Annotated in this window: 14 protein-coding genes; 4 read left to right on the top strand and 10 right to left on the bottom strand. The window is 26.6% G+C overall.

What is annotated here, in order from left to right:
* Nucleotides 1-5: 5 nt before the first annotated feature.
* Nucleotides 6-548 (bottom strand): 16S rRNA (guanine(966)-N(2))-methyltransferase RsmD, encoded by a 543-nt coding sequence (rsmD, locus tag VJI95_RS00265; RefSeq protein WP_324009838.1) that lies wholly within the window; start codon nt 546-548, stop codon nt 6-8.
* A gap of 270 nt (nt 549-818) precedes the next feature.
* Here rsmD and mgtE (VJI95_RS00260) point away from each other — a divergent pair, with 270 nt between their 5' ends.
* Complete coding sequence (gene mgtE / locus VJI95_RS00260) at nt 819-2,213, top strand: magnesium transporter (protein ID WP_324009837.1); 1,395 nt, start codon at nt 819-821, stop codon at nt 2,211-2,213.
* Nucleotides 2,203-3,579, top strand: a complete 1,377-nt coding sequence (gene mgtE, locus VJI95_RS00255; RefSeq protein ID WP_324009836.1) for a magnesium transporter — start codon at nt 2,203-2,205, stop codon at nt 3,577-3,579. Before mgtE (VJI95_RS00260) ends, mgtE (VJI95_RS00255) begins: the two co-directional genes overlap by 11 nt.
* A gap of 73 nt (nt 3,580-3,652) precedes the next feature.
* Here mgtE (VJI95_RS00255) and VJI95_RS00250 read toward each other — a convergent pair whose 3' ends face one another.
* Nucleotides 3,653-4,291, bottom strand: coding sequence for a helix-turn-helix domain-containing protein (locus VJI95_RS00250; RefSeq protein ID WP_324009835.1), 639 nt, complete (start codon nt 4,289-4,291; stop codon nt 3,653-3,655).
* Between the two features lie 166 nt (nt 4,292-4,457).
* On the opposite strand from VJI95_RS00250, the gene VJI95_RS00245 reads away from it, so the two are divergent.
* Nucleotides 4,458-4,589 (top strand): hypothetical protein, encoded by a 132-nt coding sequence (locus VJI95_RS00245; protein ID WP_323998909.1) that lies wholly within the window; start codon nt 4,458-4,460, stop codon nt 4,587-4,589.
* 148 nt (nt 4,590-4,737) lie between these two features.
* The gene (locus VJI95_RS00240; protein ID WP_323998908.1) at nt 4,738-5,343 is read left to right on the top strand and encodes a Maf family protein; all 606 of its coding nucleotides are present in this window, start codon (nt 4,738-4,740) and stop codon (nt 5,341-5,343) included.
* 74 nt (nt 5,344-5,417) lie between these two features.
* Here VJI95_RS00240 and truB read toward each other — a convergent pair whose 3' ends face one another.
* From truB to VJI95_RS00200, 8 genes are all read right to left on the bottom strand, one after another.
* Complete coding sequence (truB, locus tag VJI95_RS00235) at nt 5,418-6,311, bottom strand: tRNA pseudouridine(55) synthase TruB (protein ID WP_323998907.1); 894 nt, start codon at nt 6,309-6,311, stop codon at nt 5,418-5,420.
* Nucleotides 6,301-7,290, bottom strand: coding sequence for a DHH family phosphoesterase (locus tag VJI95_RS00230; protein ID WP_324009834.1), 990 nt, complete (start codon nt 7,288-7,290; stop codon nt 6,301-6,303). The genes truB and VJI95_RS00230 overlap by 11 nt, the downstream gene beginning before the upstream one ends.
* Nucleotides 7,268-7,660 (bottom strand): 30S ribosome-binding factor RbfA, encoded by a 393-nt coding sequence (rbfA, locus tag VJI95_RS00225; RefSeq protein WP_323998905.1) that lies wholly within the window; start codon nt 7,658-7,660, stop codon nt 7,268-7,270. Before rbfA ends, VJI95_RS00230 begins: the two co-directional genes overlap by 23 nt.
* 9 nt (nt 7,661-7,669) lie before the next feature.
* Entirely contained in the window at nt 7,670-10,258 is a 2,589-nt protein-coding gene (gene infB, locus VJI95_RS00220; protein ID WP_324009833.1) for a translation initiation factor IF-2, read from the bottom strand.
* Nucleotides 10,259-10,273: 15 nt separating this feature from the next.
* Complete coding sequence (gene rnpM, locus VJI95_RS00215; protein WP_324009832.1) at nt 10,274-10,543, bottom strand: RNase P modulator RnpM; 270 nt, start codon at nt 10,541-10,543, stop codon at nt 10,274-10,276.
* 8 nt (nt 10,544-10,551) lie between these two features.
* Nucleotides 10,552-11,667: a transcription termination factor NusA gene (gene nusA / locus VJI95_RS00210; RefSeq protein WP_324009831.1), complete on the bottom strand. Its 1,116-nt coding sequence runs from the start codon at nt 11,665-11,667 to the stop codon at nt 10,552-10,554.
* 10 nt (nt 11,668-11,677) lie between these two features.
* Nucleotides 11,678-12,142, bottom strand: a complete 465-nt coding sequence (gene rimP, locus VJI95_RS00205; RefSeq protein WP_324009830.1) for a ribosome maturation factor RimP — start codon at nt 12,140-12,142, stop codon at nt 11,678-11,680.
* Nucleotides 12,143-12,458: 316 nt separating this feature from the next.
* On the bottom strand, nt 12,459-13,679 hold the full coding sequence (locus VJI95_RS00200; protein ID WP_324009829.1) for an Mbeg1-like protein: 1,221 nt from the start codon (nt 13,677-13,679) through the stop codon (nt 12,459-12,461).
* Nucleotides 13,680-13,682: the final 3 nt, after the last annotated feature.

The raw sequence follows: 13,682 nt of genomic DNA, 5'->3' as shown, positions 1-13,682 counted from the left end.
TATTATTATTTTTTCCTTTCTAAAAATATCACTCTAGTCTTAGAATATTTTTTTTCTTTTATTACATCAAAGTCTTCAATAATTATATCCTTATCTGTTTCTATAATGATTATTCCATCCTCATTTAGAATATTGTAATTCCAAATGAAATCTAAAGTGTTTTTTATGTAATCATTTCTATATGGAGGGTCTAAAAATATATAATCAAATCTTAAATTATTTTTGTAAAAATAATTTAAACATTCCATATAATCTTTTTTTATAATAATTGATTTTTCCAAAAATTCAGCATTCTCAATATTTTGCCTAGTAATTTTTATACTGTCATCAGAAAAATCACAAAAATAAGCCTTATTTGCACCTCTACTTAGAAATTCAATTCCAATAGCACCACTACCAGAAAACAAATCTAACACAATAGAATTTTCATCTATTTCAAACAAAATATTAAAAATTGACTCTTTAATTTTATCTGTAGTTGGTCTTACTCTATAATCTACAGGAGATAATAATTTTAATCCTCTCTTTTTTCCAGATACTATCCTCATTTTCCAACCTTAATCTTAAAATAATTATACTTAAATCAAATGACTAATTAATAATATAATTAATACAAATATATTCATAATAAATTGTACCATAAAAATATTATATTTTCAACATTTTATTAGAAGTTTTTAAAGATACAATTAATACTTAGTTTAATTATTTTAAATTTCAATTAATAATTTTATTTTAAAAATAGTTTTTTATAAAATGTAAAATATGATATAATGTATTTGAATGTATTTTACAAATTTTTATTAAGGAGGAGATATATGGACTTAAAAGAAAATTCTTTAGAAAAAAGCAAAAATATTGCTAATGAATTAAGAACTTCATTAGAAGAAAAAAATATTTTTCATCTAAGAGATTTAATTTATGATACAAATGAAGTAACTCTTGCAAATATTTTTGAAGAATATTTTGATATTAAAGAAATTCTATTTATGTTTAAGGTTATTAAGAAAGAAAAAACTGCTGAGATTTTTGCTTATCTTCCTCAAAATATGAAACAACAAGTAATAAATGGATTACAAGATCATGAAATAAAAGTTATGTTAGATTATATGTTTACGGATGATATAAGTGATTTTCTAGAAGAACTTCCTGCAAATATTGTTAAAAGAGTTTTAGATTCAGCTTCTAATCAAAGACGAAGCGAAATAAATATGATTTTAAATTTTAAAGAAAATAGTGCTGGTTCTGTAATGAGTACTGATTATGTTGAACTAGATCCAGAAATCACAGCAGATGAAGCACTAAAAATGATTAAAGATAAAGAAAGACTTGCTGAAACTATTTCTTATTGTTATATAACTAATGATCAACATATACTTTTAGGTTTTGTTTCAATGAAAAGCATATTGTTAGCTTCATCAAATACGCTAATTTCTGAAATTATGGAAACAGATGTTATATCTGTTGAATGTGATGAAGATCAAGAAGAAGTTGCAAAAATATTTACAAAATATGATTTATTAGTACTACCAGTAGTAAATGATCAACATAGACTTATTGGAATTATTACTATTGATGATGTGTATGACATTATTCAAGAAGAAGTTACAGAAGACTTACAAAAAATGGGTGGTATCACACCTATAGAAGGTTCTTATGTAAATATGTCGATAATTGAAATGGTAAAAAGTAGAATTACTTGGCTTTTAATACTTATGATTTCTGCGACAGTATCTGGATTTATTCTTGCAAAAAATACTGACTTAACACTAAAATTTCCATCTTTAGTAATTTTTATACCAATGCTTATGGATACTGCAGGAAATGCTGGTAGTCAATCAAGTGCAATGGTGGTTAGAGGTATTGCTATTGATAATTTAAATATAAATGACTTTAAATATGTAATAAAAACTGAATTTTTAAACTCTTTAATTTTAGGAGCGATATTATTTACTGTAAATATATTAAGAATTCTAATTTTTATGCCAAATATTTCTATGTCTATAGCAATCCTAATTTCAGCAACTATTTATATAATTATAACTATTGCAAATTTAATTGGTGGAATTTTACCATTATTAGCTAGCACTTTAAGACAAGATCCTGCATCAATGAGTGGCCCGATTTTGACTACAGTTTGTGATGCTATTTCACTAACAATATATTTTACTCTTGCATCTTTATTTTTAGGAGGTGGAATTTATGGAATATAATTTTTTAGAATATAGTAAAGAACAATTATCTTCCCTACTTCCTGAATTAATAAAAGAAAAAAAAGTCTTATTAATAAGAGAAATTTTTGATGAATATAATATAGTTGATTTAAGTGAAATATTTAGTGAATTAGAACTTGATGAAGCAATTTTTGTTTTTAAAATCTTACCAAAAGACATTTCTGCTGAATTATTTACTTATTTAGATTCATTGCATCAAGAAAGATTAATATCAGCATTATCATCTATGGAAGTAAAAAGTATTTTAGATAATATGTTTAGTGATGATATAATAGATTTTCTTGAAGAAATGCCAGCTAATGTTATTAAATACATTTTAGACAATGTACCTTCAGAACATCGAAAAGAAATAAATACTCTTTTAAGTTATGAAGAAAATACTGCTGGATCTGTAATGAGTACTGACTTTGTAGAACTTTGTGAAGAAGATACAGTTGAAGAAGCAATAAAAAAAATTAAAGAACAAGCCGAAATTGCGGAAACGGTCAATGTTTGCTTTGTAATTAATAAAAAAAGAGTTCTAGTTGGAATAGTAAATTTAAGAGATATCATTATTTCAAAAAATGATAAGTTAATTTCAGAAATAATGGATAAAAATATTCATTATGTATATACAAACACAGACCAAGAAGAAGTTGCCCATTTATTGAGTAAATATGACTTAACAACTATTTGTGTATTAAATAATCAAAATTGTCTAATTGGGATTGTTACTGCAGATGATGTTTTGGATATCTTAAATGAAGAAGCAACCGAAGATATTCATAAAATGAGTGGTATTGTTCCGACAGATGGATCTTACTTGAAAACAGGAATTAAGGAAATGGTAAAATCAAGAATATCTTGGCTTTTAATTCTAATGATTTCTGCAACTTTTACTGGATATATTTTACAATATTTTGAAGATAAACTAAGTGCATTAGCTATTTTATCAGCATCAATTCCAATTATAATGTCGACTGCTGGTAATGCAGGAGCACAAAGTTCAACTATGGTAATAAGAGGAATTGCTGTCGATGATTTAAACATAAAAGATTTTTTTGTTGTTCTAAAAAAAGAATTAACTGTTGGACTACTTTGCGGACTAATATTATTTATCACTAATTTTATAAGATTATATATTTTCGGATCCAAAAGCACAACTTTTTCAATAAGTTTTGTGGTTAGCCTTACAATAGCAATTTCGTTGATTTCTGCGAATCTAGCGGGTGGAGTACTTCCATTAATTGCAAAGAAACTAAAAATGGATCCAGCAAGTGCAGCTGCACCACTTATAACGACTATTGTGGATGCAACCAGTTTGATAATATATTTTATGTTAGCTATAGCTATTCTAAAAATTTAATATTTAATATAAAAAAGTGTAGATAAACTGATAAAATATCTACACTTTTTTTAATATTTATATTATTTTTTTACTATAAATTAACACAATACATAACAACTTTTCCTAAAATGCTAAATTTATCATCTTTTGAAAATTTAAAATCCGTAAATGAATGATAAGTAGAACAAGGTCTAAAAATTATATCTTCCCCATCTCTAAAAAATAATTTTAAACTATATTCTCCATTTTCAGAAAAGACTACAATATCTTCATCTTCTAAATTATAAACTGGATAATTCAGTTTAACAGCAATATAACTTCCATTTGGTATTACTTTATTCATACTCTCTCCATTAACATGCATTATAAGAATATCACCGTCATTTGCATAAGGTCCCATAACAGAATCACTTATTTCTATTTTTTCAAGCTCAACATCATAGTTAGGTCCATCAGGTAGCCCTGCAGAAACACCATAAGGTAAATAATTATATATTGATGCCTTTGTAGAATTAGGAGTATTTGAATAATGCTCCCATCCTAAAATTTCTATTGGGCTTGAATTATAAATTTCTGCTAGCTTCAATAATCTATCTATTGGAATATTTGTTATTATATCATTTTCATACTTAAATAAATTTTGTTTACTTGTGCCAATTAGTTCACCGGCATCTTGCAGTGTAAGATTAGCTTTTTGTCTAAGCTCTTTTAATCTTTCTCCTGTTGTCATATTATCACCTCTACTATTCTATAATAATTATACAACAAAATAACTTAAAAAGCAATTTATTTTCTAATTTTTTTAATTTTTTCAAAAAAGTAGCTTGACAAGTTATTTTTTGTGTTGTATAATAAAAGTAACTTAAAAAGTGATTTATTGATTGGAGGAAAGAATTATGCAAAAAAGAAAAAATAGAAATTCAGAGTTCAACACTTTAGAAATGGTGAAATTACTATTATCTTTTACAACTTTCACTTTGTCTTGTTTTTTCATGATAATGTATGGAGTAACTGGAAAGTTGATTTAATATAAATTATAAATTATTAAGTAATAATTTTATATTCTATTAAAAGTTGAGTAATACTGGATTAAAAAACATCTTACTATTGTAAAATATTGAGATGTTTTTTTATTTTTGATATAATTTAATTATAAAAATTTGTTAGGAGAATTTTATGGATAATTTTGATATAATATTAGCTAGTAATTCACAAAGAAGAAAAGAACTTTTAAAATTCATATTTAATGAATTCAAAGTGATTCCTGCTAATATTGATGAGAGAAATTTAGAACAAAAGTTTTTAAGTAAGACATCTAAAGATGACAAGTCAAAATTTAGTGAATTATGTGATATACTATCTTTTGAAAAATGTAAAGATGTAGCTAAAGATTACAAAAGTGCTTTAATTATTTCAGCAGATACAATTGTCTATGATGATATGTATTTGTTTGGAAAGCCAAACAATTATGAAGAAGCAAAATATATGTTAGAATATTTATCTGGAAAAGAACATATTGTCCAAACCTCAGTTACAATATACTTTAATAATGCTTTCTCAACATTTTCAGAAAAAAGTTATGTATCATTTTATGACTTGGACGAAATTCAAAAAGAAACAATTGAATCTTATATTAAAAATGAAAATCCATACGATAAAGCTGGTGGATATGGAATACAAGATGGTGCTAGTCTTTTAATAAAACATATAAATGGTGACTATTTTAATATCGTTGGACTTCCAATTTCAAAACTGAATAGAAAATTATTAGAAATTATATAGTAAAAAATCTAGTGTTTAGTCACTAGATTTTTTCAATTTATTATATAATATTATTCAATTAAAAATTTGAAATACTAGATATCATCAACTTTATAGAATATGTTTCTCATTTTTAACAATTTTCCATTTTCTTGTGGAATAAGCTCTCCGATACCAATAAAAATATCATCACAATATATTTTAAATATTCCTTCTTGTTCAATATTAAATGTTTTTCTAAGCCCATTTGAAATATGTTTAAAATATTTTTTATCAAAATTTATGCTTCCATATTCAAAAACATCTTCTACATTAATTAATGAATTTTTTAATTGCATTTCATCAAATTTTTTAAGTCTTTCTAATGATAAAGCATTTTTAATTGTAAATATTCCATATTTACTTCTACAAAGAGAACTCATATAAGCAAAATTATCAGTATCTAAAGCTATATCATTAAATAGTGTACGAATATATGTTCCTTTGGAACAATTTACTTCAAATCGTATCTTATTATCATAAAAATTAAGAATTATGAGAGAATCAATTTCAACCTCTCTTTTTTCTCTTTCTACTTCAATACCTAATCTCGCATACTCATATAATCTTTTTCCATCTTTTTTTAAAGCAGAATACATTGGAGGTATTTGCCAAATTTTTTTGCTATCATATTTTTTTACAACTTCAAAAAATTGATTTTTATCTAAACAAATTTCCTTAGAATTAAGACTTTGCCCCCAAATATCTAAAGTATCGGTCTCTATTCCTAAAGTCATTTCTCCAACATAACATTTCCCCATGCTTTGAATATAATCGACAATCTTTGTAGCATTTCCAATGGCAATAGGTAAAACCCCTGTCGCATTAGGATCAAGCGTTCCCGCATGACCAACCTTTTTAGTTTTATATAACTTTCTAACAATATTTACTACATCTCTACTTGTAAATCCTTTTGGTTTATAAACATTTAATATACCATTAAAATTCATTTGGATACTCACTTTTTAATTTTTCTAAAAACAAATTAACAACGGATTCAAAATCACCATCTATAACACAACCAGCTGCTCTTGTATGTCCTCCACCATTAAAATGACTACATATTTTAGAAACATCTACAAATTCTTTACTTCTTACACTACCTTTAAATAAATCTTCTTTCATTTCTTTAAATAGAATAGAAACTTCAAATCCATTAATATCTCTATAATAATTTACAATATCATCAACCATATCCATTGTTAAATCGGTACCTTCAAAATCAGACTCAAACATTCCTATTACTGCAACCTTATTGTCAAAGTATAATTTTGCTCTATTTATTAATTTATTTTTTAGCATTTCAACTTCAAAAATATTATTTTGATAAAGTTTTTTATAAATATAGTCTTTATCTGCTCCTAGATCATAAAGATTAGCACATACTCTTAAAGTAGAAGACGTAGATGATTCATATAAAAATCTATAAGTATCAGTATTTATTCCTACTAATAGAGCATTTGCTATATTTTTTGAAATTTTAAAATCAAATTCTTTGAATAAATTATAAACTATTTCACAAGTTGAACTCATATTAGGAAACACATAATTTAAGTCTCCAAAATAATTATTAGTCTTATGATGATCTATATTTATAGTTTTTTTAGCTCTTTTTCTAAAATGTTCACCAATATCTCCAGGTCTATCTATCTCACCACAGTCAACATAAATCAATAAGTCTAAATTTTGTTCTTCAACTTCTTTTATATTGTCAATAGTTTCAAGAAATAACAAGTTTTTTGGAAAGTCATCTACTTTTATTCCAAATATATTTTTATTTAGATTCTCTCTAATTCCGAGTATTACAGATATTGTAGATCCTATATTGTCTCCATCAGGATTTTTATGAGAAATAACTCCAATATTTTCAGATTCTTTTATTACATTTAAAATATCACCAGGACTATTATTCTTCATCAACATTACCATATAATTCTCTCTTTTCTCTATCCTCTTTAGAAACTTTTATTATTAATTCATTCATTAAAGCTGTTTTTTCAAACGATTCATCTAATTTAAAAATTAACTTTGGAGTATGTCTCAAATCTAATGCATCTGAAATTCTTTTTTTCATATACCCAGTTGCACTTTCAAGACCTTTCATAGTTTTTTCTTTAGTTTTTTCATCTCCAAAAATACCAATGCTAACGTAACAAATGCCTAAATCATTTGTTACGCTAACTTTTGTTATATTTGTTATTGATGGATTTATTCTATTATCTTTAATTCCGTTATAAATAGCATCTGACAAAACTCTATTAATTTCAGATTCTATTCTCCCAAGTCTTTTTGTATTCATAAAAAACCTCTATCTTTCAACTTCCTTATCAATATAAGCTTCAATTATATCCGTTTCTTTTAAATCATTATAGTTTGCAATTCCCAATCCACCTTCATATCCAGTTAAAAGTTCTTTTGCATCATCTTTAAATCTCTTCAACGAACTAATTTCACCTTCATGTAAAATAATTCCATCTCTAAGAAGTCTTACTTTTGCATTTCTTGTAACTTTACCATTTAAGACATAAACTCCAGCTACGGTACCTATTCCCGGAACTTTAAATGTTGCTCTAACTTCAGCTCTACCAATTACTTCTTCAACAAAAGTAGGAGCTAACATTCCTTTTACAGCTAATTTAATATCTTCAATTGCATCATAAATTACTCTATATGTTCTGACATCAACATTTTCATGTCTTGATAAGTCGATTGCTCCTTGTGAAGGTCTAACGTTAAATCCAATTATTATTGCATTACTTGCAGCAGCCAACATTACATCAGATTCGTTAATTCCTCCAACTGCACCATGTATTATATTAACCTTAACTTCTTCATTACTCAATTTTTCTAAAGAATTCTTAACAGCGTCTACAGTTCCTCTAACATCTGTTTTAATAATAATTTTAATTTCTTTTAATTTACCATCTTGAATTTTATCAAATAAATCATCAAGAGAAACTTTGTTTCCAGATGAAATCATATTTTCTTTTTGAACATTTATAATTCTTTGAGCATATCCTCTAGCTGTTTTTTCATCCTTAACAGCATAAATGAAGCTTCCAGCTTCAGGAACTTCAGAAAGTCCTAAAATAACTGCTGGCATTGAAGGTGTAGCTTTCTTAATTTTCTTTCCTTTATCATCAAACATAGCTCTAATTCTACCTGTAGATGTTCCTGAAATAACTATATCCCCTGAATTTAAAGTACCCTTTTGTACTAAAATTGTTGCAACCGGACCTCTACCTTTATCAAGTTGAGCTTCTATTATAGTCCCAATAGCCATTCTATTTGGATTTGCTTTCAATTCTTCAACTTCAGCAACCATTAGAACCATTTCTAGTAATTCATCAATTCCTTCTCCAGTTTTAGCTGATACAGGCATAGTGATTACATCTCCACCCCAATCTTCAGGTAGTAATCCATTATCTGAAAGTTCGGTCTTTACTCTTTCAGGATTAGCTCCTTCTTTGTCTATTTTATTAATAGCTACTATGATTGGAACTCCTGCATCTTTTGAATGGTTAATTGCTTCAATAGTTTGAGGCATAACACCGTCGTCTGCAGCTACTACAAGAATAGAAATATCTGTAACTTTTGCTCCCCTAGAACGCATTGCTGTAAATGCTTCGTGCCCAGGAGTATCTAAAAATACTATTTTACTATTATTAATATTAACTGTATAAGCTCCTATATGTTGAGTAATACCACCTGCTTCTTGTGTTGTAACTTTAGACTTTCTAATATAGTCTAATAAAGAAGTTTTACCATGGTCAACATGACCCATTACTGTTACAACAGGAGGTCTTGTTATCAAATCCTCTTTTTTATCTTCATAATCTAAAGATAAAATTTCATTTTCTTCAGTTATTTCAGGTGTTTCTAATACAACTATTTTTCCAAACTCTTCTGCAATCAAGCTTGCACAGTCAAAATCAATTTCTTGATTTAATCCTGCCATTATACCTAATGCAATTAATTTTGAAATTACTTGAGAACTACTAACTCCTAAACTTTCAGAAAAATCTTTTACTGTTATACTTTCTGGTATTTTTATTTCTCCAACATTTTCTACCTTGTTTTCAAATTCTAGATCACTATCACTTTTAGTTTTATGATTAGCTTTATTTTTCTTCTTAGCAGGCTTTAAAATAAGATTTGGATTTCTATCTTCCCTCATTTTGTGCTCGTTTAATGACTTATTTTTCTTATTTTTTTCTTGACCTTGTAAATGTGTTTTTCTTGCATCTCTTTTTTCAATAGCTGGATCAACTACTTCTACAACATCATCTAAAAATTCTTTATTTCTATCAGCAAACTTTCTTCCGGAATCTTTTTTATCCCTTCCAAAGTTTCTATTATCTTTATTGAAGCCTTCTTTTTTGTCTTTATTAAAAGGTTTATTATCTTTATTGAAATTTTGTTTTTTATCCTTGTTAAAACCTTCTTTTTTATCTTTACTAAAATTTCTGTTATCTTTACTATAATTGCCTTTTTTATCTTTATTAAATGGCTTATTATCTTTACTGAAATTTTGTTTGTTACCTTTATTATATCCTTCCTTATGTCCTTTATTATCTTTATTGAATGATTTATTATCTTTTTTATAACCTTCTTTTGAATTTTTATTATCTTTATTAAAGTTATCTTTTCTTTCTTTATTTACATTATTTTTCTTTTCATCAGGCTTATTTTCAGTTTTAACTACTTTTTTCTCATCTTTTTTATTTTTTTCTGCTTCAATTTTTCTAAAGTGTCCAATTACAATTTCTAAATCTTTTCCTTCAAGAATAGACATATGACTCTTCACTTCTACACCTAATCCAGTGATTATATTAATTAATTCCTTGCTTTGAAGATTTAACCCCTTTGCAAGTTCATGTACTCTAACTTTACTCATACTAGCACCCCTTTGCTATTTAATAGAATCAACATATCTTTTCAGTTCTTCATAAAATTCACTATTTATTTCTGATTCTAATGCAATATTCAATCTCTTATTTTTCTTAGCTTTATCAATACATTTATCTGAAATACAAATATAGGCTCCTCTACCATTTTTTTTTCCAGTTATGTCTAATAAAATGCCTTCTTCTTTATTATTAACAATTCTCAATAATTCTTTTTTTTCCTTTTGTTCCCCACAAGCAACACATTTTCTCATAGGAATCTTTTTTATTTTCATAAGTTCACCTATAACTCATAACCATTATCTATAAATTCTTGTTCTCCGTCAAACCCAACTTCAATTAAGCCGTTTTCAACATCTTCCTTATATTTTTCTAAACCTTTAATATCTATTCTCCAATTTGTAAGTTTGGCTGCCAGTCTTGCATTTTGTCCTTCTTTACCAATAGCTAATGATAATTGTGAATCTGGAACTATTACTCTTGCTCTATTTTCACTTTCATTAGTAAATACTACTACAACTTCTGATGGACTTAAGGAGTTTGATAAATATTCTTTTACATCTTTACTATAAACAATAATATCAATTTTTTCTCCTCTTAACTCTTTAATAATTGAACTAACTCTTGACCTTTTATATCCAACGCAGGCTCCAACAGGATCTACATCATCATTTTTAGAAAAAACCGAAATTTTTGTTCTACTTCCTGGTTCTCTAGCAATAGATTGAATTTCAACCGTTCCGTCTAGTATTTCAGGAACTTCCAATTCAAATAATCTTAAAACAAAATTAACATCTGATCTTGAAAGTAAAACCTGTGCTCCTTTAGGGGTATTCTTTACTTCCTTAACATAAAATTTTAATCTTTCTCCTACACGATAAACTTCATTTTTTATTTGTTCAGGTGGAGTTACAATTGCTTCAAGTTTTCCTAGATTAATAAATAAATTATTTCTATCTATTCTCTGAATTTGTCCTGAGATAAGTTCTCTTTCTTTATCTTGAAAATCATTATATATAACTTCTCTTTCTGCATCTTTAATCTTTTGAATAACAATATTTCTTGCAGTTTGAGCTGCAACTCTACCAAAATCCATAGTTTTTAATTTTATAGGCACTTCATCCTCTAGATTATACTTTGTACTAATAGCTTTTGCTTCATCTAAAGAAATTTCTGTTATATTATCCTCAACAACTTGAACTACTGTCTTTATCGCAAAAAGCTCAACTTTTCCTGTCGTTCTGTTAATATTTATTTTTACATTTTCATATTCTCCAAAGTTTTTTTCATAACTTTTTAAAAGTGCTTTTTCTAAAGAATCAAAAATTATCTCTTTAGAAACACCTTTTTCACGTTCGATTTCATCTAATGCTCTTAAAAAATCCGTTGTTCCTTTCATCATTTTCTCCTTAAATTTCAATTTGTGATTTAATTATTGCAATATCTTTTCTTAAAAAATCAACATTTGACTTTCCAATTATCAAAGTTAAATTTTCTTTATCAAAAGATTTTAAATTTCCAATAAACTCTTTTTCATTATTTAACTTTTTATAACATTTTACCAAAATTCTTTTTCCAATAAATGTTTCTAATTCTTCATCGTTTTTAATTTCTCTTTCTACTCCAGGAGATGAAACCTCTAAAAAATATGAATCTTCTATAGGATCTACTTTATCTAACCAATCACTGACAATATTGCTTGCCATTTCACAAGAATCTAAATCAACTCCTCCTTCTTTATCAATAAAAATTCTTAACACATTTCCTTTAGGCTCTTTTACATATTCTGCACCTATAAAGTAAATTCCATTTTCTAAAAAAATATTTTTAAAAGTTTTTTCAATAGTTTTTAATAATTCATTTTCTTTTTTCAATTTTGTCTCCTTTCAATCATGAATTAAACTAAAACGAAAGAGTGGGATGCCCCACTCTTTGTTTAGAAAGAATATTTTTAATTATTATAACATATTTTTTTTAAATTTTCAACTAATCCTAATTTAAATCACCTATTTTTTGTTGTGATGTAATTAACGTGAGATAAAAGGCATAAAAAAATACACATAAATTAAATCTGTAATTTTTATTTTTATCAAATTTAATAAAGAGCGGACTTTTGTAGTCAGCTCTCGTTAAATTAAGTCTGATAAATTATTCATACTAAATTCTTCCTGTAATTTTTCTTTTTGAAATCTATATCTCTTTCGTCCATAAATCAAAATCCTTTTTTAATTCTTCATCTTTTTCCAGCATTTCATCAATAGTTTTATTTACCTTTTCATCTAACTCTATAAAATTTTCATTTATTTCTTTTGCCTTTTCTACTTTTGGATCAAGCTCTCTTTTTGTTTGTCCTACTGTAGTATCATAAGTTACTCCACCTTCCATATATGCTGCCCTTACTTCTTGTGGTGATAAAATAAATCCAAACGGGACTTCTAATGTACTATCCCATATTTCTTCTGCTCCTGCAACTGCTTTATCTCTTATATTTTTTATATTTTCATATGCTGTTGTCGATATTTCTTTTACACCTTTTGATATTATTCTTGCTTGTTCACTATCTAAAAATATTTCCTCGTTCTTTGTATAGCCTCCTTGTGCTAAATTTTCTTTAAAACTTTTTAGATTTTCTAGTTCACTAAACATTTCTTGTTTTATTTTTAGATGTTTTTCTGCTACTTCTCCTTCTTTGTTTATAAGTTCTCCTTCTTCATTAAATTTCCAATTCGATAAACTATGAGGTATAAATCCACTGCCATAATCTAAATATATTGCTGTTTGTGTTTCGTTTCCTGTAATATTTCCTATAAGATCACGATTATTTCTATAATTCATAAATTGCTCAGGATGTTCTCTCATATATTCTATCTCGTCTCCATATATCATCTTATGTATATCCGGTCCGTTAAATCCTGTATTATTAAATCTCATTTTTAAAGCAACATACATAGCTAGAGATTGACCTAATGAATGCCCCGTTGTAGTTATTATAGAATCTGGATATTCTGCTCTTATTTTATCTGCAAATTCTAATGCTGTATTTGATTGAGCTTTAGATATTTTTAAGTCTAGCGACAAAAGACGGTTGCTCTCACTAGACAGCTTATACTTTGTACTTCCAAGGTAAATCGTTTGAATATCTGTTAAGATATCATTCCATTCATCAGTTCCTGCATAAGCTATTACAATATGCTTTGTATCCACTTTTCCATTTATAATTGGAGCAACTGCCATTGCTTGCATTCCGTTTTTATGGTCTAGTACTTCTAAGACTTTGAAATCTTTATTAGATTTTTCAATTAAATCTCCTTTTTTTCGTGGTTTATCATTACCTGGTTTATTTTTTCTAACTCTGTAAACTTCATCTGAAATTATGTTATAATCAAAATCTGTAATCTTTGTATCACTCATAAA

Source organism: Parvimonas sp. C2, from assembly GCF_035282405.1.
Classification (GTDB): domain Bacteria; phylum Bacillota; class Clostridia; order Tissierellales; family Peptoniphilaceae; genus Parvimonas.
The sequence above is the reverse complement of the archived record's forward strand: the minus strand, read 5'-3'. Positions and strand labels throughout refer to the sequence as shown.